The sequence below is a fragment of the Halalkalibacter alkalisediminis genome (assembly GCF_028610705.1).
Taxonomy (GTDB): Bacteria; Bacillota; Bacilli; order Bacillales; family Bacillaceae_D; genus Halalkalibacter; species Halalkalibacter alkalisediminis.
Genome location: NZ_JAQQWT010000005.1, coordinates 32,995 through 57,853, shown reverse-complemented (window position 1 = coordinate 57,853; position 24,859 = coordinate 32,995). Strand labels below are relative to the sequence as shown.

Here is a 24,859-nt window from a genome sequence, read left to right as displayed (position 1 = left end):
AGAATCGAGGTATAATAGTATTCGAGTTTAAAATAATAGATTCACGCGAGGAGGATCACGACATGATGGAATGGACATTATCCATTTTGTTTGGTGGAGCCGTATTATTGTTGATATTGTCGTTTATGAAAGCAAAGCAAGAAGCGAAAATAGAGAAATCAGAGATCGAACAGTTCTCCATTTCAATGATGGAAGAAATGCAACAGCTAGAACAAAAAATGCGTTACCTTGAGCTCGATCATGAAATTACGGCAAAAGAGGCTGGAATTAAGGTAGAGGCTTCCGCGCAACGAGCTATCCTACGAGAGGCGATTGACTTACATAGACGAGGCTACTCGCTTGAAGGCATTGCTGCAAAAACAAGAAAAACAGAATCAGAGATTAAACTGATGCTTGCTCCTTACATGGAATTACCAAGTGAAAGGAGAAAAGCAGCCAATGACCTCTAAAACGATGCAAAGTTTTGCTAGTGGATTACTAGTAGCGGCGGGTGTATGTGCAGCCGTTTATTTTTTCGGGACAAGCGATGCGCCGACGACACAAGCACAAGCGCAAGTGAAAGAAAAAATGACAGCTGAAGAGATGATTGCTTCGCTAGGTGCGGACGGCTTTGTCATCCATACAGAAGAGCAGTGGCATGAGCAGGTGGCTGCTTTCCAAGCTGAAGTAGAAGCGGCAGAACAGCCAGAAGTAGTGGAAGAGGCGAAAGAAGAAGAACCAGAAAAAGAACAAGAGGTTAAAGAAGTCATTATTTACCGCACACTCTTAACCGTTTCGCCAGGGATGACGAGCATTGATGTCGGGGAAGCTCTTGTGCGAGCAGAGATCACCGATAGTGCGATGACGTTTTTTAAAGAAGTGGAAAAACGTGGATTGGCGAATTCATTACGCCCAGGTACGTTTGAAGTTGATAGTGAGATGTCACTGGATCAAGTGATTTCGACTATTTTTAAATAGTTCGTTCAAAAAAATAGATTAATAACTCTAGGCCAAATCTTATAAGATTTGGTCTTTTTTTTCTTTTAAGTGCTAGAATCGGATATTGAAATCGATCAAAAGCTACAAATAGGTTTAGAAGATAAGCGACACATGCCATTCGAAAGATTCAGGATTTATAACCTGTTTACGACATGATTTTACAATAAAAATCACTATCTGACAATGTTCGCTGCGAATACTAGTCTACTACTAATCTCTAATTAGGTAAAAATTTCCTTGTATAGAAAAGCGCTTACATATACGATAGGTATGTATTAGTTTGTTTAGTGTATAAACTAATTTAAAATGAACAATCAAACTTAAAGGGGGAGGTTTAGTTCCATTTAGTGGTTGAGCAGTTTTGAAAGCGATTAAATTTAAAAGGAGGAAGGAAAATGGTTTTAGTATCAAAAAAAGGAAGGAAAAAATTCCTGACTAGTACGCTAGCATTATTGTTATTAGTTCCAGCGATCGCGCCACAGGTTAGTGCAAATGGGAATGATGACTTAGGGTATGTAGATCCAACGGAGAACACGAGCCCAGGAAATTCAGGGGCAGACACGATTACTTATCGTGTACAAGCAGATCCAAATACGGGGCAACCGGAAATAGAAGTGGCAAAAAAAGGTGTCATTACAGTAGATGGGTTGAAGTTTAGAGATGCAAATGGCAACAGGGAATTAGACCCTTATGAAGACTGGAGAAGACCAGTGGATGAGCGCGTAGACGATCTAGTGTCAAGGATGAATCTTGAGGAAAAGGCCGGTTTAATGCTCATTAACACACACACGCCAATTGCGAATCCTGAAGATGGCAAATACGTTGAAGAACATGATCGCCTCATTGTTCAAAATCAAATGCGCTACGTCATTTTCCGTCAAACGCCAACTTTGGATGTGATCGCAAAATATACAAATCAGCTCCAATCATTAGCTGAAAAGTCAAGATTAGGAATACCAGTTGTGGTCACGTCGAATCCACGAAATCATGCTTCGACGGATTACACAAATATTGCTGCAAGTGAGGGACAACATTCCTTTTGGCCGGGTCCATTAGGTTTTGCAGCAGCAGGTGACACAGATGCGATAAAGGAATTCTCAGAGATCGCAAAAGAGGAATGGAGAGCGGCCGGAATTCGCAAAGTCTACGGATATACGGCGGATATCGCTACAGATCCACTATGGGCAAGAATTGAAGATACATTCGGTGAGGATCCCGAAGTGGCCTCAGATATGATTTATAACGTGATAAAAGGTTTCCAAGGAGATGAGCTTGGTCCTGACAGTGTTGCGATAACGGTGAAGCATTTCCCTGGTGGCGGAGCACGTGATAAAGGGTTAGATCCTCACTTTGTTGAAGGTCGATTTAATCCATATCCAACAGAAGGAAGCATGCTTAAGTACCATATTCCTCCTTTTGAAGCAGCGATCGAAGCGAATGTCTCATCGATCATGCCTTATTACGCGTATCCAAGTAATGATAGTGCGGATCAAGGGTTGCCATGGTATAGCGAAGATCAGCAATTTGAAGAAGTTGGTTTTGCCTTAAACAAAGCCATCTTAGAGGATTTCTTGCGTGGACAGCTTGGTTTCAAAGGATATGTGAACTCTGATACAGGTGCTGTCGGAAGAAACGCATGGGGTGCTGAGGATTTAACTCCTGTAGAAAAAATGGCGAAAGCAGTGAATGCAGGAACAGATATCATTTCGGGGTCATCTGATCCAACGCTTATTATTGACGCAGTTGAACAAGGCTTACTTACAGAAGAGAAAGTGGATCAATCTGTTTCTCGATTGTTAAGGGAAATGATGCAATTAGGGTTGTTTGAAGATCCATATGTCGATCCACAACACGCACTTGATGTTGTCGCTAATCCAGAAGTACAGGAATTAGCAGATGAAGCACATCTAAAGTCAGTCGTTCTTTTACGCAATGATCAAAATGTATTGCCTCTAAAAGATGCGAAAATGAAAAATGCAAAGCTTTACGTCGAGCTTTTCCCTGGTGGAACGGATGGAGCGAATACGAAGGGATTAATAGAGAAAATTCAAAAGCACGATCCTTCAATCAGCATCACGGATCATCTTGAGGAAGCCACACATGCGTATATTTATGTGAAACCTGTTCAATCGAACTGGGATAATAATCCGCGAATTACCATAGGTCCTGAAACAGGAATCGCCAATGTCGATCGAATGATTGAAATTCAAAAAACAGTTCCGACTATTACGGCGGTCAACATGACGAACCCATGGGTACTTGATCAAATTGAACCAAATGCAGCAGCGTTCATCGCTACTTTTGGAACAAAGGATGAGGCGATTGTCGATGTGATCCGTGGAACATTCAATCCAACTGGAAAATTGCCATTTGCCCTTCCGGCTAGTATGGAAGCGGTAGATAACGGAATCGGTGATATTCCTAGTTTCGCACCTGAGGCAGATCCATCCTATGCGTATGTGAATCCATCTGGTGACGCTTATGCTTACGGATTTGGACTATCTTATCATCAAGGTAAAGCGATTGGAAAACCTGATCATGCTGTGAAAACAGGAAAGCCTGCTCATGCAGGGAACCCATCAAAAGAGTAATAAGTTTACAAAAAAGAGGCTCATCCTATGGATAGGCACTGAAAAAGGTACGATTTTCACTTCTTTCAGTGCCCTCTCCTAATGGATGGGCCTTTTGGAAATGGTTTTCTAATCACCGAAACCATCTATGAATCAAATACAAAAAGAAAATCGTCGCCACACTTAAGATGATGACCATCATATGAGCATCCATCATGCGATCGGCTTGAACGGCATCGTAAATCGCAATCGAGAGAGTTTGCGTTTTACCGGGAATGTTCCCAGCAACCATTAAGGTCGCACCAAACTCGCCCATCGCTCGAGCAAAACCTAACACCAAACCAGCGAGCACCCCTTTGTAAGCAAGCGGAATGATAATATGAACTAAAACCTGAAGTCTCCCAGCTCCGTCAACCTCAGCCGCGCCAATCGTATCTTTACTTATGGCCTCAAAAGCGGCTTGAATCGGCCGAATTAGTAAAGGCAGGGCCGCGATCGTTGCCGCAATGACCGCAGCCTTCCAAGTAAAGATGATCGGCTGCCCTGTCAATCCTTCAACCCACTGACCGATGGGGCTGCTTCTTCCTAACAGCAAGAGCAAATAATACCCCAAGACAGTGGGCGGGATCACAAGTGGAATCGTAATCAATATCGACAGCAAATCCGTTAGTTTGCTTTTATTAAAAGCAAACCACCAAGACAAAAGAATGCCAGCAATAAAAGCAAACAGCGTAGCAACCGCGGCAATTTTAAGCGACAAAAGTAAGGGCGTCACAATCGTATCCATTATGGCAAATCAAACCCATATTGTTGTAAAATGCTTCGGCCTTGTTCACTTAAAATAAACGCAGCCAATTTTCGGCTCAGTTCTTCTTTCTCGGTTTGCGCTGGTATGCCTAGCGCCTGCATGAGAGGAAGGTGAAGGTCTTCATCAATGACCTCATAAGGGAATTCCGTCTCGTTCATTAAGGCTAACGCGATGATCCCAACATCGGCATTACCTGATTCCGCGTATTGATAGGCTTGTCTAATATTTTCTGCGTACACAAGCTTCGGTTGGATCTCCTCCCAAATGCCCGACGTTTCCAACGCTTCCTGTGCGGCTTTTCCGTAAGGCGCATGTTCAGGGTTGGCAATGGCAATGGTCTTCACCTCAGGATCTACTAAATAGTCGAGAGCTAACTGATCGCCTTCAGGCAAAGCTGGCCCCATCAGAACCAGACGCCCTATCGCATAATACGCTTTTGAATCAGGTAGAAGAGCCTCTCTCTCCATTAAACGATCGATATACGATTCATGAGCGGCTAAAAATAAATCAAAAGGAGCTCCTTCTTGAATTTGCTGGGTTAAAAGGCCTGTAGAGCCGAACGTGAATTCTAACGCTATATCAGTTTCTTCGGTAAAGGCTTCTCCGATTTCCGTTAAAGCGTGATAGAGGTCGGAAGCGGCTGCTACGTAGAGGGTTTCAGCTTCATTTTCAGGGCTACAGCCAATCAGACATAAACTAACGAATAAGAATAAAAGTAAATGGCTTCTCATCATATCTCTAAACCTTTCCTAATAACTAATTACCTCTATTATACCATTTCTGTAACTAAAAAGACTTAGGTGACCCCTTCACCTAAGCCAACATCTTCTATTGTAGAAACCCCCGCAACGCCAACATCAGCAACTCCTTCTTTCTAAAAGAAGAAAAAGCCTCTCTTTCTAACTCACTCAAGCGCACCTTCGTCACAAATGGTTGCCCTGAACTCACTGTATACGGCTCATCGACAAGCAAATCAGCCGTAGATAAGCCATATGTTACTTGCTGCCGGTTGTTTGAAACCATGCCAAGCGTGACCCCTTTTTCAACCAGATGGCCATCGATTGCCGTGAACACGACGAACTGTTCTTCGTTCATGGCAATCGATGAGGGGGGGATCACGATCGCATCCAAGATTTTATTTTGAATGATCTTGAGGTTGACATGGTAGCCAATCTTGAGATCCGTCTCGATATCGCTAAGCTCGACGACAAACGGATAAGTGGTTTCTTGTTCAAGGTTGGGTGCTTTGCTCGGAAAGTTTGAAATCTGTGAGAGAATGCCGTCCATCGGCTCTCGGTCATGAACTCGTATCTCAACATTCATCCCTTCATCAATCGCGAGCGATTCCATTTCTGTTAACTCCCCTTTGGCGACAAAAGGAGAGGAAAGGAGCGTGAGAAAGGGTTCGTTTCGATTCGTGTTGATCTCTTTAACAATCCCAGTCACGGGACTCGTAATTTCTAATTCAGCCTGCTGTTCACTTAACGTGGAAAGTGACTGTTGGTACTGTTCTTTTTCAAGCTCAAGACTAGCGATTTGATGCTCTTTTTGTAAGATTTGAATGTCATATTGCGCAATTTGAGATTCCAATAGAGCAATCAGTTCTGGCTCGTCCTCGTATGTAGTTCGAGCTAACATATCTTTCATGTTGTTGAGGGTGAATATCTCATCCGAAAGTTGAGAGGATCGTAATTCAGTTTGTTCTATTTTTAATTGTAACTCTCTTTCGGCAGACCCTAATTGAATATTATGATAGCTAAATAAAACCTCACCTAACTGAATTTCTTGACCTTCCTCCACATAGACCGTTCCAAGTGAACCGAGGTTTTCATTTAAGTAAATGTGTTCCTCGCTTGTAGAGGAGATGATACCAGGTTTTTCGGTTGCCTCGACAATGTCTACTTGGGAGGGAGAGATAAACTGGTCAATGATTTGTAAGTGTTCGATGTTCATATCTTCTTGTAAAAGGAAGAAGACATTCATGCTAATAAAAAGGATACCTATTAGGAGGAGTGTATGTTTGATCCAAGCTTTCACTATGTTTGACCACCTTTTTCGCAACTAAAGAGTTAAATAAATGCCTAAAAATGTTTTAAGGACAGCAACTAAAAGAATAAGGAAATGAATGGATACGGTCAGAACGACAATAAAACGTTTTCGGTTCATGGCCAAAATCGAGTAAGCATATATTTGTATCACAATCGCAGCCACCCAAAAGATGGAGATGCCTCCAAAAAAGTGGATAAAATAATCATTTTCGGTTAACTTACTTGCGGCGACACCTAAGGCAAAAGGAGAGGCAACGGCTGGTATCCCTAGAGACAATTCAAAAGGAAGCAAGGCTGCTTTTCCGATTATAAGAATGAAGAGACTCACGGTTGAGACGACAAGGGTTTGTCGAAAAGAGACTTCATCTAAAAACGCCCAGAGAATTAAACTAGTAAAAAACACATAGACAATCGGCGAAAGAGCAGCATCAGCTAAACCGCCAAGTCCAATCATGACTTTCATTAATTCAAACTCACTAGCGGAATATTCCGTAATTAGTGCAGAAATATTCGCTGTGTCTAATGCAAAAAATAAACGGATCAAAGCGATCAACAAGCTGACCCCAACGAGGAGAGCTATTTTTCTAAAAGGAAATGGGACTCCTTCTGAAATCTTTAATTGATAGAATTTTGAGTACGGGTCTTTCAGGCTTTTGATTAATTCGAATCGAAACGTCATGTGCGGTATCTCCCAACGGCTATATATGAATCTATCATAATTCATTTTATCGAAAATAAGTAGGATTTCAAACAATTTCCATATTAGATTTTCCGAAAAATAAATACAAATGATTGCTAGAAAGCAAATAGGTTAAAATAGATAGGTATGAGGATCGATATCCGTGAAACCAAAAGATCAGGACATGCGTATACAAAACGGGAGGTGTAGAAAAGATGAAACCAAAAACGGATAAGCTTCTAAAAGGATTGCTTGGTTCGAGTGTGGCGTTAATGGGGCTAACCGCATGCTCTCCCGCTACACAGGAGGAGCTCTTTTCGGCTCCAGCTGAGCCGGATCCTAATGTTCAGCCGGACCTAGGTCCGCCTTCGCCAGATGAAGCGGATTGTGATACATGGAAGTGGGATGAGGAAGCAGAGGGCTATCAATGTGTCGAAGACGGGAACCCGAACCGCGGTCACTATTACTACGGGGGAATGTGGTTTCCAACGATGGCTGCTTTTATGGCAGGAAGAGCGATGGGTGGTGGCGGTACACGTCAGCCGGCCGTTACAACACCAAGAACAGACCCGAACGTAAGTCAGCCCAACCCGAATCAACAACGAAATCCAAACCAAGCGACCAACCCGCGCTCTGGCATGGGTGGCGGTGGTACTTTTGGAGGCTAAACGAGATTTATTTTATAGAGCGATACCGACATTTTGGGATCGGTTGTACGGGATGGAATATGCTCTTTATGACTGTTTGACATTGGACGAGGATGAAGCAGCAGCCATCAATCAGGCAACGCAAGACGTTTACTCCATTTATAAAAAAATGAACGAGATGATCCGAAGGGCTTCAGACGAAACACTTCTCGATCTCGGGTTTCCGTCAAAAGCTGTGTCCTTTTTGAGGATGAATTTCCTCCCATATGAGACGGTCATCGGGCGCTTTGATTTTGTCAAAACCAATGAGGGTTTAAAAATGATTGAGTTTAACTCAGACACGCCGACGTTTATTCGCGAGCTCTTTGAGGTGAACGGGTTGGTGTGTGTGGAATTTGATAGGGTCGATCCTAATGCTTCAAAAGAGTATGAGTTAGGAAAAGCCATCCGCAACAGTGTGTATCACTGCGCGCAGGGGATCTTATTAGCCGGTCATCCATATGTCGTTTTCACAGCTCATGAAGAAGACATTGAAGACCGTGAAACGTTGCTGTATTTAATGAAAGTGTCGAGAATCAAAGGAGCGGCTTTTGTTCCATTGAACGAGCTGCAACTTGTTGCCGGTGAGGGCGTCTTTGATTGCGCAGGAAATAAAATCGATATTCTTTACCGCCACACCTATCCGTTAGAAGCGTTACTCGAAGATGTAGCTGATGACGAGTTTCCAATCGGAATCGAGTTTATGAAGCTAGTGAGTGAGGGGAAAGTCGGTATGCTGAACCCAGCCTCAGCGTTTTTGATGCAAAGCAAAGCGGTGATGGCGGCGATCTGGGGAATGCACGAACACGATCATGCATTTTTTACAAAACAAGAACATGACATCATTGGCCGTCACTTTCTACCGACGTACTTAGATGAAGAACCTTTCATCGAAAATGGAGATCGGTATGTCTCCAAACCCGCATTCGGACGAGAAGGCGACACCGTTTTAGTGAAACAAAATGGACAAACGCTCTTTTCGCCGAAGGAACAAACCTATGACCAATATGTAAAAGTGTTTCAAAAGTATGTCGACTTGCCCGTGACAACGATTCATACGGAAAAAGGAACGACGGATGCTCACCTGTTAATAGGTAGTTTTATCGTAAACGAGAAACCAAGCGCCTTTGGTTTTCGAGCAGGGGCACAAATTACCAACAATCTATCTTATTTCTTACCTTGTGGAATGAAAGGAGCAAGTGAATGAATATTCGTTTTTATCTACAAACCTTCGATCATTTTTTGATCTATTTAGCTGTTTCTCTTGTCTTATTTCTAATTGGAACATACATATTTAAGTTGTTCACCCCTTACTCAGAACGTGCACAAATTAAAAACGGCAATACCGCAGTAGCGTTAAAGCTACTCGGAAAAATGGCAGGTCTTGTTGTCGTGCTTCAATCAGCGATTCGCCACTCGATTAACTTGGTCGATCTAGCCATTTGGGCGTTAGTCGCGATCGTCGTTCAAATTGTGCTTCACCTTGTAGTGGAATATGTGTTTACGCGCAATACGAACTTAGCAAAGGAAGTGGAAAAAGGCAACGTAGCCGTCGGTCTGTTCTTAGGCGGTATCTCTGTCCTAGTCGGGATGATTGTCGCAGCGGCGATCAGTTACTAAAAGGAGGTAAGACAAATGCTTCCATACCAATCACTTACGGAGCCATTTGAAGCAGATGCTTATTTGAAAAGATGGCTTGAGCTCGAACGCAAAGTGTCGGCTAAAGGCTTTACGTGGGCAACGCTCTATGAAAACTATGAAGACAACCAATACATGAGCGACTCCCTTTTAGTCGTCCCGTCTTCCTTAGTGCGAGAAGTTGAAAACGCTTCTAGAGCGGTGAACGATATTTTTGCGAAAACATATGAACAAATTTTAAAAGACCGTTCGGTGATCCACAAAACCGGTATTTCCGTGTTCTTATGGGATCTCCTTCTTACTGAAGGCAAAACGGCCTTCTCCTACTTTGTTCGGTATGACTTTATCGCTTCGGCCAAAGGTTTGAAAGTGATCGAAGGAAATACCGATACACCGGTTGGATTAGTAGAGGCTGCGATCGCGCAGGATGTTCTTTGTCAGGAGTACGGCAGTCCTAATCCAAATGCCCACATCAGCGCAAATATTAAAAGTGCCTGGAACCAAATCATTAAAGACTATCGAATCGGCAGCACGGACACACTCTATTTCACTTGCGCCGACTGGCATAATGAAGACAAACAAACCGTGCAATTCCTAATGAGCTTGTACCCGCAGCAAGCGAAGTACATCCCGCTCGAAGACATTGTCGTCGGCGAAGATGATGTCCAAACACCAGAAGGCGAGCGAATCGACTTTTTGTACCGCCTCTACCCACTTGAATACTTTTTAGAAGAAAAAAGCGGCACAGGTGAGCTGATCGGCGAACGCTTTATCGTTCACATGATGAACGATAAAGTGAAAGTGATCAATCCACCTTCAGCCTTGCTCATGCAATCAAAAGCGATTTTATCATTGATCACGGAGAAAAAAGAAGAATGGTACACCAGATCGGAGCAAGCCGTCATTGATCAATATTTTATACCAACCTATGATACGGCTATTTCACTTGAGTCCTATGTGAAAAAGCCCGTCCTTGGTCGTGAAGGCGGCGGCATTCAAATTGTCTCAGGTGGCAGCGTTTTAGAAGAAGACGTCGACTACTACCAAGAGCAAGCGGTCGTCTTTCAAGAATATTTCCCGATGCCTGATCAAACGATTGATACATGGGACGGCCCTTATACAGGCAAGTTGTTAATCGGGTCACACGTTATCAACGGCCAGCCAAGTGGCTTGTTTTTCCGAGTCGGCGGCATGATTACCGGGAATTTATCGATGTTTGTGGCATATACGACGGGGTAGAAGGTTTTTTTGCTAGTTTGCCTAGTAGACCGGCATGATTTTTTTAGTGTGAGAGGTGGGCAGAGGGTGAGTGGACGATTGCGAGCGAGTGATATTCGCGAGTTCTTGATTTTAATAGCGACTTTGCCACTCATATCATCGAACGAATCATATGAGGCCCCCGTACGTGCCTCTTCGATACAAGTGCGGGAACTTCTCGGTTTCAGCAAACCGAGGACACAGGAGGACACGAACAATGCACATTTTTCTGAGAATCAGCCTAGGTTTAATCAAAATGAAAAACCTAACATTATTTCTAACGACAGCTCTGTTTATTCTTGTAAGTACGATCATGATGTATGCCCTAGAGCCAGCTAACTTTGAAACTCTCACCAACACGTTTTACTTTGTGATGACGACTTTTACAACCGTCGGATATGGAGATTATTCTCCTGTGACTTTACCTGGTAAACTATTTGCTGTATTCATGTTTTTAATTGGAATTGGCTTACTTGGGGTTGTGATTGGCAAGATTGTGGATTCCTTTACGTTATTTAGAAGGATGAGAGAGGAAGGAAGGATAAGTTACATGAATAACCGCCACATTATCATTATTGGATGGGGAAAAAAGTCAGAATCGGCGATTAAGGAAATTCTTGATTCGGATGAGGAAGTTGAGGTAGTTGTCATTGATACACTGGCGAAAGCGCCTATGGATTTAACCGACAACCGGCTTCACTACATACAAGGAGATCCCTCCTCAGAGGAGCCCTTTATCAAAGCCAACATGACACAAGCGAACGCTGTGATAATCTTTTCCGATGACAACATCCAGGAGGCTTCATTAAAAGATGCAAAGACGTTACTCGTCTCAATCACAGTTGGACGATTGGCTCCTCATGTTCACACAACCGTTGAAGTCATGGCTGAAAAAAATCTAGCTAACTTCTCTCATGTGCAAGTCGACGAATTTATTTTGTCACAGGAAACCATCTCAAGACTTGCCGTACGCTCTGCATTATATAAAGGTGTCAGCAAAGTATATTCACAGCTTATAAGCCGTCAGCATGGGGAAGACCTCTATCAGCTATCGAAACATCCAAGCTGGGTTACATACAACGATGCTTTTCAAGACTTGTTGAAACAGGGCGCCACTCTGATCGCAGATAGAGACTTCTTAGACATTAACCGCAGGCTGAGTGAACCGATTCCAGAAGAAGCGCAGCTGTATATTATTTGTAATAAAGAAACGTATGAAAGATTGCGTGTCAGTTAGGCTGCGCAAAAAGGGATGAAAGCTAATGCTTCATCCCTTTTTGCGACGTATCATGCTGTTAAAAAACTTAATAATGATGACCCAATAGTAAAGAGAATCGTTACAATCCAGGCAGTGGTTGGTTTAACCGAAGCTACGATTAGACCTTGCTACAGTTAAGTTAATACAAGGGTCCATATTGAAAATAACTCAATGAAACTCACAATCGGATAGATTGGATCATATGGAACAAAAAAGAGTGTGAGGCGTGTTACACACTGTAGAGGGTTTAACCCAAATAGGTTAACAAACACCCACATGAGACAATTTAGGTACGTCAAACTCGTAGAGCATAGAAATACAAGGCTCTAAACGAGGCTTTAGGTACGTGAAAACCGGAGAGCAGCCAAATACAAGGTCCTAAATGAGGCTTTAGGTACGTGAAAACCGGAGAGCAGCCAAATACAAGGCTCTAAACGAGGCTTTAGGCACGTCAAACCCGTAGAGCGGATAAATACAAGGTCCTAAACGAGGATTTAGGTACGTGAAAACCGTAGAGCGGATAAATACAAGGCTCTAAACGAGGCTTTAGGTACGTCAAAACCGTAGGGCATAGAAATACAAGGCTCTAAACGAGGCTTTAGGCACGTCAAACCCGTAGAGCGGATAAATACAAGGTCCTAAACGAGGCATTAGGTACGTCAAAATCCACGAGCAGCCAAATACAAGGTTCTAAACGCCTCTTGACAACTCTTTATACTCTAGCTGTTTTACTACCAATGTTAGCTGTGACGGTTAGGGGGCTTCATGATATTGGGAGAAGTCGATGGTGGTTTCTCATAAGTTTTGTTCCGATCATTGGTGGAATTGTTCTATTTGTGTTTACATGTTTAGATAGTCAACCTAGCTCTAATCCACATGGACCGAATCCTAAACAATTGGATGATTACATAACGAACGATAAAAAAGGAGGAATGCTTCAACAGTGAAACCTCCTCCTTTTAATACATTGATGAAACTAAAAACATATTTCATTTTATTTTTACTACGTTTCGTGGTAAAACATCCTCCTTTATCCAATTTTCTATCATATGATTAAAGAAATCAGGATTAATCAAAGATATTCCGTGACCAACATTAGGTATAATAATTCATATACAATTAGAATTACTTAAAACTATATCTTTTGCTGATTTTTTCATTACTGCTTTTTCTCTTTCACCAACAGTAACTAATATTTTACTCTTCGCTTTATTAAAATCTTCGGGTATTTCAAATGACATATTTTCTTCCAAAATTCTAACAAGAGTATCTGATTTCATAAGGGAACTTTCCTTGTAATATATTTCAAAATATTCTTTATCAACATAAAGTGTTTTTGCTTGAAGTTTTGAAAATGATTTATTTCTTATCAATGGAAAAGTTAATTTAACAGAAGGACTAATCAATTTTTTTACAAATGAAAATGGTCTAACTAATGCACTATTTATCATTGCATAATCAATTAAATTTGATTTCATACTTAACATTTGAACAACCACTTGTGCTCCTAAAGAGAACCCAATAACAAGTACTTTCTTTTTATTCGCTATATTTTCTATTAACTCAATAACTTTCTCTGCACTAAATTTAATTGAAAAGTTATTCATTTGTTTACTTTTCCCTTGTTCTGGTAAGTCTATTGCAACACAATGATAATGATTGAAGTATTGAATTTGTTTATCCCACATCCAACTGCTTACTCCACCACCGTGTAAAAATACCATTAATAAAGCGTCTTTATTCCCATACTCTTGATAATATAAATCCAAATATTCCACCTCTCTTAAATCTACTTCTTCTCTTTTTTAGTAGCATGCTATTAAAGTGACCTGTTTCTTTAGCTTAAGTACATTACTTCACAATCTCAAATAATAATAACATGTATATCCAGTATTGTTGGAAAGTCTTACTCCATTAAATGGCCCTATTCATAAAAAAGCACGCTGTTCTTATTACAGAAAAGCGCCCAATTACGGAAGGTTATTTGCAGTTACCTTATTGAACATAGGCGCCGTTTTTCCAATTTGGAAGACCTGCTTGCTTAGGCTATACATAATAAGATTTCATTTATATGTTAGCTTTTTCTTCTTGTTTAAATATTCATGGAAATAAGCACAAAGAGTACCCTTATAAGGAATAATCTCAGCAGCCTTTTGTATGAACCAATTCCCATTAATTTCAGATTGCCGGAAACACTCTCTTTCTACTATTATAAGTTAGTAATTTTAAAAATAAATTGAGAGTAGGTGTCTATATGCCGAAAAAACTGTTTGTAAATATTCTTGCTGTTATTTTAATGGTATTTGTTTTTGAGAGTCATGTTCACGCTTCAGATAGTGACCCTCCAGAAGTTATAAATAAACAAATTTCATCTAGTCCTATTGCTTATAAAGGGAATAGCGTCCCTGGGTATTTGTCAATTATGTTAGAAACGAATGAACCAACGCGTGGCTATGTGATGGCTGTTGGTAATGGTCGTCAAACAAAAATTAATCTTTCAACAACTGATTTTAAAACAACGCATGTTGTTCATTGGTCACCATGGGATGATGAAAAAAAGGAACCGCTTCCCCCAGGGACGTATCAATTAAAATCCTATTTAACGGATAGTAGTTATAATTCAGCACAAGGGTTCCCGCTTGGGCAAATAACTGTTGTATCAGAAACGAATCCAAAGTCACTTGTTACATTGAAACAAATCGCTCCATCTAGCATATCACCAAGGTATAGTGTAAACGAAGCATTAACAGAAGTGCAATATGAGTTAAGCCGTCATGCTGACGTTCAAATTGCCGTTCAAAAGGATGGAGCCGTCCTATATCAAACTTCTAGAGTGAAACTCGAACCGGGACAGCACAGTTTCAAGTGGAATGGAAGAGACCAAAAAGGCAATATCGTTCGTGATGGAGACTATGAGATTGTCTTTAAAACGATTGAGTTAAACTTTAATTATCCAGCTACAACACAAACGATTGAAAAGCTCGGTTTAATAAAGGTAGCCAATGGAGAAAATCAAATTCCACAATGGCGTTTAAAAGAAATTGTTCAATCAGCTTCTTTTAATTCTCAAGAAATTACCCCTAATAATGATGGGGTAAATGATACGGTTTCTGGACAAATAACGGTCAGTGAACCTGTGAACGTCACCGTTTTTATGGCAACATTAGCCGGAAGTCATATGAACCGTGTACTTTCTATTCAAGATCTAAAGCCTGGATCTCATTCTTTTACATGGAATGGTACTGACATGATGGGTGGGAAAGCAATCAATGGTCAGTATTTTATCAAAGTGATGGTAACTGAAAGCAATGGGGCTACTGGTTATATCACTTTTAACGGTCAACCTGTAACAGTGAAAGAGAGCACGTCAGTTGTTGCTGCAGAGCCAGTTAAACAGGTACGAGTCACCTCTAATAACCCAACTGTCCAAGTGTATCCTATGTCACAGGGTTATCAGGCAACTAAGGGAGAGGTATTTCCCTTAATTTCAGATAGTCCTGAAAATGGTTATTATCAAATCTTAGTTAAAGACCAAGTGCCAGGTCAAATTCCAAGCTCTGATGTGGAATTAGTAGAGGCTTCACCGGCTTCTCCGCCACTAACAGAGCCAGTAGGCAATGTTACCATTCATACTGTTATTAGTGGTGATACGTTATGGAAGATTGCTCAGAAATATGAAGTAACGATTGTTGATATTGTTCAGCTTAATTCTTTAGATGTCGATCAACACCTCTTCGTTGGACAAAAGCTAAAGATTCCAACAAAAACAGTAGACCAACCAGTAAGCACAACGATTCATACCGTTCAATCAGGAGATACGTTATGGAAAATTGCTCAAAAATACGGAGTGACAGTTGACGCGATTGTAAAAATCAATCATTTAAATGAAACGAACTATCTATGGGTTGGTCAGAAATTGACGATTCCATCAACCCAACAGTCCGTACCAAATGTTCCAACAGAAAATAGGGTGCATACTGTGGTTTCAGGAGATACGCTATGGAAAATTGCTCAAAAATACCAAGTCACAATGGACGCGTTAGTGAAGATTAATAACCTAACGGAATCACAGTATTTAATGATTGGACAAAAGTTGACCATTCCAACGACTCAACAACCAACTTCACCGCAAATGATCGTACATGCTGTTGTTTTAGGAGACACATTATGGAAGATTGCTCAAAAGTACCAAATAACCGTTCAACAATTGGCCGAGTTTAACCAGATAGATGTCAATCAACCAATTATGGTTGGACAAACACTAAACATTCCAACGGTATAATAGTAATTATACCGTTAGTAAGCTTTGTACTTTGTAAAAATAAAGATATAAATATAAGGGGTTGTTTCTAGAGGTCTTTTTATGACTTTTTGGGATAACCTCGAAGCAATCAGCGGAGTGGGTTTGTCCTCTGTAGGCGAGTAGCGAACGGAGCGATTGCAACCTCCATTTCGGTTTTGAAATGACCCCAAAAAGTAGACACGGTTATTTCATTAGGCAGCTAGTTGGGCATGTGTTCGGTATTGTACTGGACTCATGCCTTTTAATTTTGCCTCTTCGTTTGGTATTATAGTCTTGATATATTTTTCTAGTTCTAGTTTAAAATGTTCTAACTTTCAAATTCTTTGAGATATAGAAACAATAGAAGACTTATCTTCCGGCCTTGTTACTACTAATTCGTTTTTTGCTATTTATTAAAACTAATTTATAATAGGAAGTAATTACTAGTTTTTAACAGGGCAATGAGGAGGTAATTATGAGTTCACTAGACACTAGATTCCTGCTAGAAGATATCAATGAAACGGCTGAATATATTAGTACCATTCTTGAGAAATCAGTTATTATTGAGAACAAAAATTTTGAACTTATTGCTTATAGCTCTCCAGATCATTCTCATTTTGATTCCACACAACAAAAAAACATTCTCTCAAAAAAATGTCCTGTTTTTATTATAGAACGACTAGAAATAGAGGGTATTGTTCAACAGTTAGAAACGAAAAATGATCCAATCCGAGTAGAACCTATTGAAGAAGTAGGATTGTATCAGCGTGTCGTGATCAGTGTAAAACATAACAAGCAAACGATTGGGTACATGGGTGCTTGAGTCTAATACTCTGCTTAAAGAAGAGGAACTAAGTTTTTTAAAGGATATCTCGTCACATGTTGGTAAACTGATTTACAAACACTATGCGAAAAAAGGTCAAAAAAACAATGATGATCACCAGTTACTTTGGAATTTAATTAATCATGAGTATGTGAACGAACAACAAATTCGTCGTGAAGCAAGGCTTTCCTCCTTTTGGCTGCCGGAGCGTTTCACTGTGATGGTTATTTCAATTTCTGATTCTTCAAACCGACCTTTATTAGAAGAAACAAACAAACTGATAAAAAGTTTTCAATCGATAAAAGCATCCTCTTACCTTGAAGGGTCTAAGATAGTTGTCGTTATTGGTGGGGCTTATACACAAAAAGAAAGCGCTATAGTCAATGCAAGAAAATTAACCGAAGAGATAAGAGATAAAAATGAATCGCTTTTGATTGGATTTTTTAAAGCCGTTTTTTTCATAAAATCGATGGGCCGCTATTTTAATTCAATTCATTACCAGTAATGAGTTCAAATAAGGCTTTTGATTCTTTTTCTGGTAGATTTATATACTTTCCTTTCCCTTCTATAACTATTTCAAGTCTATCTCGATTAGGTGTTACCCAGATGGCATAATAAGATGGATTTAATCTAAATCGGTACTCAGGAGGTATAGCCATAGAAACATATACATTTTCCTCCCAATCTGCATTTTCTATAATTTCCTCAACGGTTTTTAATTCATTCGCATCATCAAGCACTTTAACAGTTTTGTATCCTTCATCAATCCTTTCTTCAACTGTTATTGTCATAACTTGCTGTATTGTAGATTCTTGAACAGTCTCTTTTGCTTTTTTCAGTTGATTATTCTCTGCATTTGAACCGCTACAACCAACTAAAGTAATCATTCCCATTAACAATGGTATAGCAAGATATATTTTATTTTTTATCATTACTCTTCCCCTTATAAATAGACGCTAACTTCTTCCCATTTTTTCTTCAAGTAACCTGCAAAGTTCCTTCGGTAAGCAAAAGGCGATTCCTTATTCAAGCATCGCACCTGTTCGTGCAACAATCATTCACTATTATTCTTTGCTTTATCACTTAAGAGTGATGTTATCTTTTGAAGTTCTTGATAGATAAGAACCAAAGTACCAATTATAATGCCAATTAAAAATCCCCATTCTTCTACAAGGACTGTACCGATAAATGCAAATATGAAAAATATGATGTATGGGAAAAATTTCTTCATTTTATCCCCTCCTTTTGTTAACCTTAGCACAAATTTACATATATTAGGACTTCTTTTCTATTGAATTACACTGCTCCGTTTACTTCAATAACTGACATTTAAATTTTACTATTAATTTCCTCTTATCTGGTGCAAAAGAAAATGCGCCCCGTTTGATTCCAGGAACGCACCCTTTCGTTTATAAGAAGGTTCTTATTAAATACTAATATTCTGTTGCAACAGCCCCTAATGATATGGCTCTAATTTGTTTATCCTCTTTTAGTGTTAATAACTCTTCCTTGGTTCCAGTTACCACAACGCCAAGGATTATCCCTTCTTTCATGTTTAGGTTTACATTTTCTAGAAGAGGGTCTACTATATAGTCATAATTTCCTGTGCTTTTTATATCTTCTAATGTAGCAAGAAAATCCTTTTCATTTTGAGCTACAATGTCTCCTTCTCCTTTAGTAGTTGTACCACTAAAGCCATACACATGTGACGCAGTAGCACCCGAACTATGAAGACCTTGTAATTGTTCTTTAGCATTTTGATTATAATCATTAACCCAATACCAAGTTATTTTATTATTTAGATTAAAAAATTCTTGTATTTCACTAACTGAATAAGATTGATTAAAAGAGATAGCTACTTCCATTATCGCGTCATTAGGAGCATTTTGTATCAAGGCTAAATCGTTATGAATAGTCGTATATTCAAACCACGGATGATAAAATTGCATCGTTCTCTGTCCGTTTGTAGTGTTATAATGTCGATACTCTTCTTCGGTTTCACCAACTATAACCTCATCATATACCGCTATTGCTGATGATTTATTATTATGTCCTATTGCATTAAACTTTCGTATATCTTGACCCCAAGGGACTACTCTATCTTCAATTAATTTATATTTATTGTAGCTGTACGTTCCCGATAGAATGCCATAATCAAATTTTCCTCCTCCAATTTGAATATTGGGTTGTGAAATTTTAAATAATAGCCTATTTGCCTCAGCTGCTTTATAATGAGCCTTATTTACAATCTGACCATTAATAATTATAAATAGTGCCCCTACAAGAAGCAGTGAAATAGTTGAGATGACTATATTTCGAATAATACTTTTTCTTTTCGCTTTTTTAACTATTCCTTCAATATCATTAGACTGGAATGGATCATTTTTCATTATTATCCCTCCTAAAAAGTTTTGTAAGCTTTTTCCTAGCACGATATAAATAGGTCTTAACATTACTTTCTTTCAAATTAAGATACTCAGAAATTTCTTCATACGAAAATTCATCTTCATATTTCATTTTTATTAATTTTCGTTCAAGTGGTTTTAATTTGTATAATACCTGTTCATACTCTTCTTTTGTTTCTTGTTTAATCACGGTATCTTCCACATGATTTCCTTCCAATTCCAATAGATAATCCTCAAACTCGATGATTGAATGACGGCTATTTTTTCTACACAAATCGTAATATTGATTGATGGAAACTTTGTAAAGCCATGACTTAAATGCCTTAGAATTAATACCATCGATATTAAGAAATCCACGATATAGAGATTCTTGAACAATTTCTTTTGCATCTTCTGGATTAGCCCCCATCGAGCAAAGCTTTTGATATATATCGTTAGATAATCTAGTTATTTCTTCATTTGAGGGCTTACTCATTTCTTCATCTCCTTTCACAACTACTAAAACGAATTAAAGGTGATTATGTATACAAAAAAATTAAATTAGTCCTTTTTTAACTTCAATCAATAATTGAATATAAAAAAGCTTTACTTCCTATTTGGAGTAAAGCTTAATTTTATTATAAATTCTATTATTACTTTACCAAATCCCATACCATATGTTATCTCTTTAACTTTACTGCGCCGTTAGCTCAATAACTCTTACTATCATTTAAAACAAAAAAAAGAGAACCTCCCATTGAAGTTCTTTAACTAAGCAGAAAACGATCGGTAGGTGCCTCATAGAGAGGTGCGCACGTTTTAAGGTATTGCAGGTTACAGCTGAGCGCTTTCAACTCATAAACGTAACGACCGTCATAACCCATTTCCTTTCGTATGACCTCTCCAGTCACTTCCCCTAGTGCGAAAAACTTAATTTTGAGCGTCAAAGAAGTTTCCTCTTTGCTTGGAAAATCCAAATCGGTTGAAAAAGACAAGCCGAATGAATCCATTGTATGTACATCAATTTCTTTAGACTTATTAGAAATCTCTTCTATTATTAGGTGAGCTTTTAAAGGTTTCTGATATGACATTGGATAAAACCGCTTGTTTTTCATAAGGAAACCCTCACTTTACTAAATTTATACTATTATCATAGGGCAAACCGTTTACAAAAGCTGTCGTAATTTGCCACCGAAATAAAATAATTTTCAGATTTTTTAAAGAGAGATTTGCTCAATAAAAGGGAAACTCTCAAGAAACGTAGAACCCTTCAATTTAGTAAACACATAAGGAGGTTTCTAATGAATCTATTTGAGTTTCATCTGCCAACCAAAATCTACTCAGGCAACGGAACGTTTTTAAAAACAGGAGAATACATAAAAGAGTTTATCCAAGGCAAACGCCTTTTCATCGTCACCGACCCGGGGCTCATCAAATGGGGGGTGGTTGAAAAGTTAGAAAGCATCTTACAAGGCTTTGAAACGCAGTGTTTCACTGAGGTGAAGCCGAACCCAAGAGATACAGATTGCATTCGGGGAGGAGAGCTGGCCCATGAATTTAAGGCAGATGGCATCGTTGCCCTCGGAGGAGGATCGGTCATTGATGCAGCGAAGGCCATTGCGATTTTGCAAGTATTAGGAGGAAGACCGCAAGACTATGCAGGGCGCGACCAAGTCCCGTCGGCCGTGACACCAATCATTGCCATTCCGACAACAGCAGGTACAGGAGCAGAGGTCACTCGCTCATCGGTGATCACCGACACGGAAAAGAAAATCAAGCTCACAATTAAAGATGTAAAAATAGCACCAGCCGTAGCTATCGTCGACCCAGAACTAACGTATGAGCTCCCTGCACCGCTGACTGCATCAACGGGAATGGATGCACTCGTTCATGCAGTCGAGGCCTTCACATGCAAACGGAGCAATCCGATTGCAGAAGGTCTAGCGATTGAGGCAATGAAGCGGATATATCCGTTTTTAAGACGAGCGGTCAAAGATGGTACTGACACGGATGCACGATATCAATTAATGATTGGTGCGACGATCGCCGGTATGGCGTTTTCCCACGCCGATGTTGCAGCGGTACACTGCATGGCCGAAGCCATAGGCGGGCTGTATGACACGCCACATGGAGTCGCCAATTCGATGTTCTTGCCATACATCATTGCCTTTAATGCCGAAGCTGATTTAAAGAAACATGCGATCATCGGCCGAACACTTGGGTTGGCAACAGAAAGCACGCCGGACGAAGTAGCGACTGCAGCACTAGTCACCGAAATGAAGCAACTGGCACAGGACCTTGCCATTCCAACCTTTGCATCGCTACCGCAAGTAAACCGAGCAGACTTTGATGACTTAGCTGAATCCGCGTTTCAAAATGGTTCAACGCCTAGCAATGCAAGAGAGATTACGAAGGAAGATTACCTTCTCTTGTTTGAGAAAGCCTACGGGGCATAAAATGAAAGAAAGACTTGTTTAAGAGTCTAGTGAACCTTTTTTACTAGACTCATGATCAACAGGTCTTTTTTTATGAGGTCAAAAGAAAAATGTTTAAAAGTCGTCTCTGTTGGAGGAGACCAGGCCCTATCGACGGAAGAGATCGTTTCGTCGTTTATTATAGGAAAATAGATGGGATGGATCATAGATTGTGAGTGAGTTTGCGAGTGTGAAATAACACCTATTGAAAAAGGGTTATTTTACTATTATTCCATACTTTAGACCTATGAACTAAGAGGATATTTGAATTGATGTCTGAATCTTTTATTGCTAAAATGAGAGAGTATATTACATATTGAGCCAATTTTCAGTTTAAAATGGTATCTATTTACAAAATTCTACAAAAATAAGGACAGTCAAGGTGTTGAACTATGGTATTTGACGGAATTTTACTATCACTCATCGTTGGATTTTTAAGACGAGGTACATTAAGAGGCTTGGCTGATCTGAATTTAAAATATGGATGGGTCTTTCCACTTTTGCTAGGAGTACAAATTCTTGTTTTTACGTTGCAAGGAAGAGTAGCCATTCTTGAACAAATTAGTGGATTTTTGTTTATTCTTATCTATATTTTAGGCTTATTCTTTTTATGGGTTAACCGTGAGAATAAGGGGTTTGTTTTATTGTTTGTGGGGGTTCTATTAAACTTCATTGCAATAGCTGCAAATGGAGGTAGAATGCCTGTTTCTTATGAGGCAGCTGCCATTGCACTTGATCCCTTTTATACGGAGGTTCTAAAAAGTGGATTATACGCAAAGCATGCGATGATTACGGAGTCTACTAAGTTAGGATTTCTTGGCGACATTATTCCAATTACATCGCCTTATCCAAAAAGTCAAGTCATTAGTATCGGCGATGTCATTATGAATATTGGAATTTTTATTTTTATCCAACACCTTATGTTACAACATAAACGAGTAAAACCATCGATCTCTACACTTGTTAGTTGAAGGAGGTGAGTGAATTGAATAAGAAAAAATTAGTTATGAATCTAGCTATTATCGCATCTCTTGTTGTTGCTTTAACATCTGGTTTTGCATTAGTATAATTTTATGAAGGAGAAGTTGTCATATACTTCTCCTTTAATCTATTCTAGAGAGTGAGATACAATGAATAATCATGGTGTATTTAATAAAAAGGCTAATTTATACATCCTTATCTTATCAGTATTAGGGTGTGGTTTGTTCATCTTATTTGGGGATCTAACATTTTCTTATACATCAATTGAATGGACTCTTATTATAAGTTTAGTTGTTGTAAATGTCTTGTGTAAACATTTCACGATTTTAATCCCACCTAAAGGGAATTCTCTTGGAATGGATACCACTATTTATCTTGCATCTATTTTTATATTTGGACTAGAAATAACCTTAATGATTTTATTAGGTAGTATAGCAATAGTTGCTCTATACCGAGTCACGACAGCATGGTGGAAACATCTTTTTAATTTTGCTTCTTATTCAATCATGATTATTTGTTCATATTTTACCTATACATTATTAGGTGGGGAAACGGGGTTAATTAGTTTTAGTTACATGCACTCGTATTTCTTCTCTATGATTGTTTATATGCTTTTAAACATAATGACAATAGGTGTATTTTTCTGGTTAATTAGCAATGAACCTCTTTTAATCATTTTTAAAACATTTCTATCAGAAGCTATTTTCAGTTATCTAAGTATCTTAGTCTTAGCGCTTATATTAGGTATATTGTTAATTCACCAACCAGTGATAGGAATCTTACTTTTTACTACTGTCATTCTTATGCTTTCCTTAGCCTTCAAACAACACTTTAATTTATACGAACAAGCCTCTAAAAAAGCCAACAGAGATGACCTAACCGGCTTATACAATCATGGTTATTTCAAAGAAGTGTTCATTGATTTTGTGAAAATGAAAAACAGTCAGCCGTTTAGTTTAGCGGTCATTGATATAGATGATTTTAAAAAATATAATGATTATTTTGGGCATCTGCAAGGCGATGATTTATTGAAGTTTTTTGGTTCTTTGTTAAAAGAGGGTTGTCGTCCTTACAACTATACCTATGCTCGGTATGGCGGGGAAGAGTTTGTGATTCTCATGCCAGATACGTTGGGGAAACAGGCTTATGAGTTTCTGAATGGGCTACGGAAGAAGATGAATGATACATACTTTAAAGGTGTGGAAATTCTTCCGCAAGGGTGTCTTTCTTTTTCTGGAGGCATTGTTTCGCATGAGGGGTCCGTTTATAATACGTCTGAATTGCTCGATCAGGCGGATCAAGCGATGTATTACGCGAAGGCGCAAGGGAAGAACAATGTGCACCTTTATGATGAGGAGGATGTCGTTCAAAAGAACTTGGATGAGGAAAAGGAAATTGAGTTGCTTGAACAACAAGTTCGGATTTTTCTTTCGAAGGATGTCTATACATACAAGCATAGTAAGCGAGTCTTTAAATATGCGGTCAATTTTGCGAAGAAACTCAAGTTACATGAGCACGAGTCGAAGGTTCTGATTATGGGGGCACTGATTCATGATATCGGGAAGCTCGAAATTCCGCGCGACATCATTAATAAAAAAGGCAAGTTGGAACCGCATGAATGGGAAATGATGAAGAAGCATGTGACGTGGGGCAAAGAAATTGTCTCTACTAATAAAGAGCTTGCCCACTTACTTCCTTTGGTCGAGTTGCACCATGAGCGTTATGATGGCAAAGGGTATCCGCATGGGTTAAAAGGGGAGGAGATTCCTAAACTAGCGAGGATCTTATGTATCATTGACTCATTTGACGCGATGACGACGGAACGACCGTATCAAGCGACGAAGACGTTTGAGGAAGCAATAGAAGAACTAAGAAGATGTGCTGGTCATCAATTCGATGCCAAATACGTTCCAGCCTTTATTGAGATGATTGAAGAGAGCATCTATTTTGAGGCTGCGGCAACAAATGAATAGATTGATAGAAAACCCTGTCA

24 protein-coding genes and 2 pseudogenes are annotated in these 24,859 nt (G+C 39.5%); 15 read left to right on the top strand and 11 right to left on the bottom strand.

The features are described 5' to 3' along the window. The first annotated feature begins 62 nt into the window (after positions 1 to 62). The 3 genes from PQ474_RS09250 (at position 63) to PQ474_RS09240 (ending at position 3,569) form a co-directional block, all read left to right on the top strand. Complete coding sequence (locus PQ474_RS09250) at positions 63 to 449, top strand: hypothetical protein (RefSeq protein ID WP_273842255.1); 387 nt, start codon at positions 63 to 65, stop codon at positions 447 to 449. Further along, the gene (locus tag PQ474_RS09245) at positions 439 to 957 is read left to right on the top strand and encodes a hypothetical protein (RefSeq protein ID WP_273842254.1); all 519 of its coding nucleotides are present in this window, start codon (positions 439 to 441) and stop codon (positions 955 to 957) included. The genes PQ474_RS09250 and PQ474_RS09245 overlap by 11 nt, the downstream gene beginning before the upstream one ends. 416 nt (positions 958 to 1,373) lie before the next feature. Then, on the top strand, positions 1,374 to 3,569 hold the full coding sequence (locus PQ474_RS09240; protein ID WP_273842253.1) for a glycoside hydrolase family 3 protein: 2,196 nt from the start codon (positions 1,374 to 1,376) through the stop codon (positions 3,567 to 3,569). A gap of 112 nt (positions 3,570 to 3,681) precedes the next feature. Here the strand turns inward: PQ474_RS09240 and modB are convergent, their stop codons facing one another. The 4 genes from modB to PQ474_RS09220 all read right to left on the bottom strand — a co-directional run bounded on the left by modB (position 3,682) and on the right by PQ474_RS09220 (position 7,083). Next, positions 3,682 to 4,335: a molybdate ABC transporter permease subunit gene (modB, locus tag PQ474_RS09235; protein WP_273842252.1), complete on the bottom strand. Its 654-nt coding sequence runs from the start codon at positions 4,333 to 4,335 to the stop codon at positions 3,682 to 3,684. Beyond that, positions 4,335 to 5,090 (bottom strand): molybdate ABC transporter substrate-binding protein, encoded by a 756-nt coding sequence (gene modA / locus PQ474_RS09230; protein WP_273842251.1) that lies wholly within the window; start codon positions 5,088 to 5,090, stop codon positions 4,335 to 4,337. Before modA ends, modB begins: the two co-directional genes overlap by 1 nt. Positions 5,091 to 5,184: 94 nt before the next feature. After that, positions 5,185 to 6,393, bottom strand: coding sequence for an efflux RND transporter periplasmic adaptor subunit (locus tag PQ474_RS09225; protein ID WP_273842250.1), 1,209 nt, complete (start codon positions 6,391 to 6,393; stop codon positions 5,185 to 5,187). A 24-nt stretch (positions 6,394 to 6,417) separates the two neighbouring features. Continuing rightward, positions 6,418 to 7,083, bottom strand: a complete 666-nt coding sequence (locus tag PQ474_RS09220) for a hypothetical protein (RefSeq protein ID WP_273842249.1) — start codon at positions 7,081 to 7,083, stop codon at positions 6,418 to 6,420. A gap of 215 nt (positions 7,084 to 7,298) precedes the next feature. Between PQ474_RS09220 and PQ474_RS09215 the strand changes: the two genes are divergently transcribed. From PQ474_RS09215 to PQ474_RS09190, 6 genes are all read left to right on the top strand, one after another. Beyond that, the gene (locus tag PQ474_RS09215; protein ID WP_273842248.1) at positions 7,299 to 7,751 is read left to right on the top strand and encodes a DUF1190 domain-containing protein; all 453 of its coding nucleotides are present in this window, start codon (positions 7,299 to 7,301) and stop codon (positions 7,749 to 7,751) included. Then, on the top strand, positions 7,741 to 8,976 hold the full coding sequence (locus PQ474_RS09210; protein ID WP_273842247.1) for a glutathionylspermidine synthase family protein: 1,236 nt from the start codon (positions 7,741 to 7,743) through the stop codon (positions 8,974 to 8,976). Before PQ474_RS09215 ends, PQ474_RS09210 begins: the two co-directional genes overlap by 11 nt. Next, the gene (locus tag PQ474_RS09205) at positions 8,973 to 9,389 is read left to right on the top strand and encodes a DUF350 domain-containing protein (protein ID WP_273842244.1); all 417 of its coding nucleotides are present in this window, start codon (positions 8,973 to 8,975) and stop codon (positions 9,387 to 9,389) included. The genes PQ474_RS09210 and PQ474_RS09205 overlap by 4 nt, the downstream gene beginning before the upstream one ends. A 15-nt stretch (positions 9,390 to 9,404) precedes the next feature. After that, complete coding sequence (locus tag PQ474_RS09200; RefSeq protein ID WP_273842242.1) at positions 9,405 to 10,646, top strand: glutathionylspermidine synthase family protein; 1,242 nt, start codon at positions 9,405 to 9,407, stop codon at positions 10,644 to 10,646. A gap of 151 nt (positions 10,647 to 10,797) precedes the next feature. After that, the gene (locus PQ474_RS09195; protein WP_273842239.1) at positions 10,798 to 11,901 is read left to right on the top strand and encodes a potassium channel family protein; all 1,104 of its coding nucleotides are present in this window, start codon (positions 10,798 to 10,800) and stop codon (positions 11,899 to 11,901) included. 701 nt (positions 11,902 to 12,602) lie between these two features. Beyond that, on the top strand, positions 12,603 to 12,869 hold the full coding sequence (locus PQ474_RS09190; protein WP_390187171.1) for a DUF805 domain-containing protein: 267 nt from the start codon (positions 12,603 to 12,605) through the stop codon (positions 12,867 to 12,869). Positions 12,870 to 12,911: 42 nt separating this feature from the next. On the opposite strand, the pseudogene PQ474_RS09185 reads toward PQ474_RS09190, so the two are convergent. After that, positions 12,912 to 13,691: pseudogene (locus PQ474_RS09185) on the bottom strand (alpha/beta fold hydrolase). 485 nt (positions 13,692 to 14,176) lie between these two features. On the opposite strand from PQ474_RS09185, the gene PQ474_RS09180 reads away from it, so the two are divergent. Next, the gene (locus tag PQ474_RS09180; protein ID WP_273842235.1) at positions 14,177 to 16,204 is read left to right on the top strand and encodes a LysM peptidoglycan-binding domain-containing protein; all 2,028 of its coding nucleotides are present in this window, start codon (positions 14,177 to 14,179) and stop codon (positions 16,202 to 16,204) included. A gap of 212 nt (positions 16,205 to 16,416) precedes the next feature. Here the strand turns inward: PQ474_RS09180 and PQ474_RS09175 are convergent. Continuing rightward, a pseudogene (locus PQ474_RS09175) lies at positions 16,417 to 16,562 on the bottom strand (IS3 family transposase); the annotation flags it as partial. Between the two features lie 117 nt (positions 16,563 to 16,679). On the opposite strand from PQ474_RS09175, the gene PQ474_RS09170 reads away from it, so the two are divergent. Then, positions 16,680 to 17,027: a hypothetical protein gene (locus tag PQ474_RS09170; RefSeq protein WP_273842232.1), complete on the top strand. Its 348-nt coding sequence runs from the start codon at positions 16,680 to 16,682 to the stop codon at positions 17,025 to 17,027. Next, the gene (locus tag PQ474_RS09165) at positions 17,020 to 17,532 is read left to right on the top strand and encodes a hypothetical protein (RefSeq protein WP_273842229.1); all 513 of its coding nucleotides are present in this window, start codon (positions 17,020 to 17,022) and stop codon (positions 17,530 to 17,532) included. Before PQ474_RS09170 ends, PQ474_RS09165 begins: the two co-directional genes overlap by 8 nt. Here PQ474_RS09165 and PQ474_RS09160 read toward each other — a convergent pair. The 5 genes from PQ474_RS09160 to PQ474_RS09140 form a co-directional block, all read right to left on the bottom strand. Continuing rightward, complete coding sequence (locus PQ474_RS09160; protein WP_273842228.1) at positions 17,510 to 17,959, bottom strand: hypothetical protein; 450 nt, start codon at positions 17,957 to 17,959, stop codon at positions 17,510 to 17,512. The two genes, PQ474_RS09165 and PQ474_RS09160, sit on opposite strands and share 23 nt — an antisense overlap. 122 nt (positions 17,960 to 18,081) lie before the next feature. After that, the gene (locus PQ474_RS09155) at positions 18,082 to 18,258 is read right to left on the bottom strand and encodes a hypothetical protein (protein WP_273842226.1); all 177 of its coding nucleotides are present in this window, start codon (positions 18,256 to 18,258) and stop codon (positions 18,082 to 18,084) included. 202 nt (positions 18,259 to 18,460) lie between these two features. Then, positions 18,461 to 19,417, bottom strand: a complete 957-nt coding sequence (locus PQ474_RS09150) for an anti sigma factor C-terminal domain-containing protein (RefSeq protein ID WP_273842224.1) — start codon at positions 19,415 to 19,417, stop codon at positions 18,461 to 18,463. Continuing rightward, positions 19,407 to 19,907, bottom strand: coding sequence for an RNA polymerase sigma factor (locus PQ474_RS09145; RefSeq protein ID WP_273842222.1), 501 nt, complete (start codon positions 19,905 to 19,907; stop codon positions 19,407 to 19,409). The genes PQ474_RS09150 and PQ474_RS09145 overlap by 11 nt, the downstream gene beginning before the upstream one ends. 271 nt (positions 19,908 to 20,178) lie before the next feature. Beyond that, positions 20,179 to 20,502, bottom strand: coding sequence for a hypothetical protein (locus PQ474_RS09140; RefSeq protein WP_273842220.1), 324 nt, complete (start codon positions 20,500 to 20,502; stop codon positions 20,179 to 20,181). Between the two features lie 210 nt (positions 20,503 to 20,712). On the opposite strand from PQ474_RS09140, the gene PQ474_RS09135 reads away from it, so the two are divergent. The 3 genes from PQ474_RS09135 to PQ474_RS09125 all read left to right on the top strand — a co-directional run bounded on the left by PQ474_RS09135 (position 20,713) and on the right by PQ474_RS09125 (position 24,839). Next, positions 20,713 to 21,867 carry an iron-containing alcohol dehydrogenase gene (locus PQ474_RS09135; protein WP_273842218.1) on the top strand — a complete coding sequence of 385 codons (1,155 nt, stop codon included), beginning with the start codon at positions 20,713 to 20,715 and terminating at the stop codon, positions 21,865 to 21,867. A 410-nt stretch (positions 21,868 to 22,277) separates the two neighbouring features. Further along, positions 22,278 to 22,856: a DUF5317 domain-containing protein gene (locus tag PQ474_RS09130; RefSeq protein WP_273842216.1), complete on the top strand. Its 579-nt coding sequence runs from the start codon at positions 22,278 to 22,280 to the stop codon at positions 22,854 to 22,856. A 159-nt stretch (positions 22,857 to 23,015) separates the two neighbouring features. Next, positions 23,016 to 24,839, top strand: coding sequence for a bifunctional diguanylate cyclase/phosphohydrolase (locus PQ474_RS09125; RefSeq protein ID WP_273842214.1), 1,824 nt, complete (start codon positions 23,016 to 23,018; stop codon positions 24,837 to 24,839). Positions 24,840 to 24,859: the final 20 nt, after the last annotated feature.

Bases quoted from the DNA above. Each gene is read 5' to 3' on its own strand.
- PQ474_RS09250 (WP_273842255.1), top strand. From the start codon at position 63: ATGATGGAATGGACATTATCCATTTTGTTTGGTGGAGCCGTATTATTG.
- PQ474_RS09245 (WP_273842254.1), top strand. From the start codon at position 439: ATGACCTCTAAAACGATGCAAAGTTTTGCTAGTGGATTACTAGTAGCG.
- PQ474_RS09240 (WP_273842253.1), top strand. From the start codon at position 1,374: ATGGTTTTAGTATCAAAAAAAGGAAGGAAAAAATTCCTGACTAGTACG.
- modB (WP_273842252.1), bottom strand. From the start codon at position 4,335: ATGGATACGATTGTGACGCCCTTACTTTTGTCGCTTAAAATTGCCGCG.
- modA (WP_273842251.1), bottom strand. From the start codon at position 5,090: ATGATGAGAAGCCATTTACTTTTATTCTTATTCGTTAGTTTATGTCTG.
- PQ474_RS09220 (WP_273842249.1), bottom strand. From the start codon at position 7,083: ATGACGTTTCGATTCGAATTAATCAAAAGCCTGAAAGACCCGTACTCA.
- PQ474_RS09215 (WP_273842248.1), top strand. From the start codon at position 7,299: ATGAAACCAAAAACGGATAAGCTTCTAAAAGGATTGCTTGGTTCGAGT.
- PQ474_RS09205 (WP_273842244.1), top strand. From the start codon at position 8,973: ATGAATATTCGTTTTTATCTACAAACCTTCGATCATTTTTTGATCTAT.
- PQ474_RS09200 (WP_273842242.1), top strand. From the start codon at position 9,405: ATGCTTCCATACCAATCACTTACGGAGCCATTTGAAGCAGATGCTTAT.
- PQ474_RS09195 (WP_273842239.1), top strand. From the start codon at position 10,798: ATGAGGCCCCCGTACGTGCCTCTTCGATACAAGTGCGGGAACTTCTCG.
- PQ474_RS09180 (WP_273842235.1), top strand. From the start codon at position 14,177: ATGCCGAAAAAACTGTTTGTAAATATTCTTGCTGTTATTTTAATGGTA.
- PQ474_RS09170 (WP_273842232.1), top strand. From the start codon at position 16,680: ATGAGTTCACTAGACACTAGATTCCTGCTAGAAGATATCAATGAAACG.
- PQ474_RS09160 (WP_273842228.1), bottom strand. From the start codon at position 17,959: ATGATAAAAAATAAAATATATCTTGCTATACCATTGTTAATGGGAATG.
- PQ474_RS09155 (WP_273842226.1), bottom strand. From the start codon at position 18,258: ATGAAGAAATTTTTCCCATACATCATATTTTTCATATTTGCATTTATC.
- PQ474_RS09150 (WP_273842224.1), bottom strand. From the start codon at position 19,417: ATGAAAAATGATCCATTCCAGTCTAATGATATTGAAGGAATAGTTAAA.
- PQ474_RS09145 (WP_273842222.1), bottom strand. From the start codon at position 19,907: ATGAGTAAGCCCTCAAATGAAGAAATAACTAGATTATCTAACGATATA.
- PQ474_RS09140 (WP_273842220.1), bottom strand. From the start codon at position 20,502: ATGTCATATCAGAAACCTTTAAAAGCTCACCTAATAATAGAAGAGATT.
- PQ474_RS09135 (WP_273842218.1), top strand. From the start codon at position 20,713: ATGAATCTATTTGAGTTTCATCTGCCAACCAAAATCTACTCAGGCAAC.
- PQ474_RS09130 (WP_273842216.1), top strand. From the start codon at position 22,278: ATGGTATTTGACGGAATTTTACTATCACTCATCGTTGGATTTTTAAGA.
- PQ474_RS09125 (WP_273842214.1), top strand. From the start codon at position 23,016: ATGAATAATCATGGTGTATTTAATAAAAAGGCTAATTTATACATCCTT.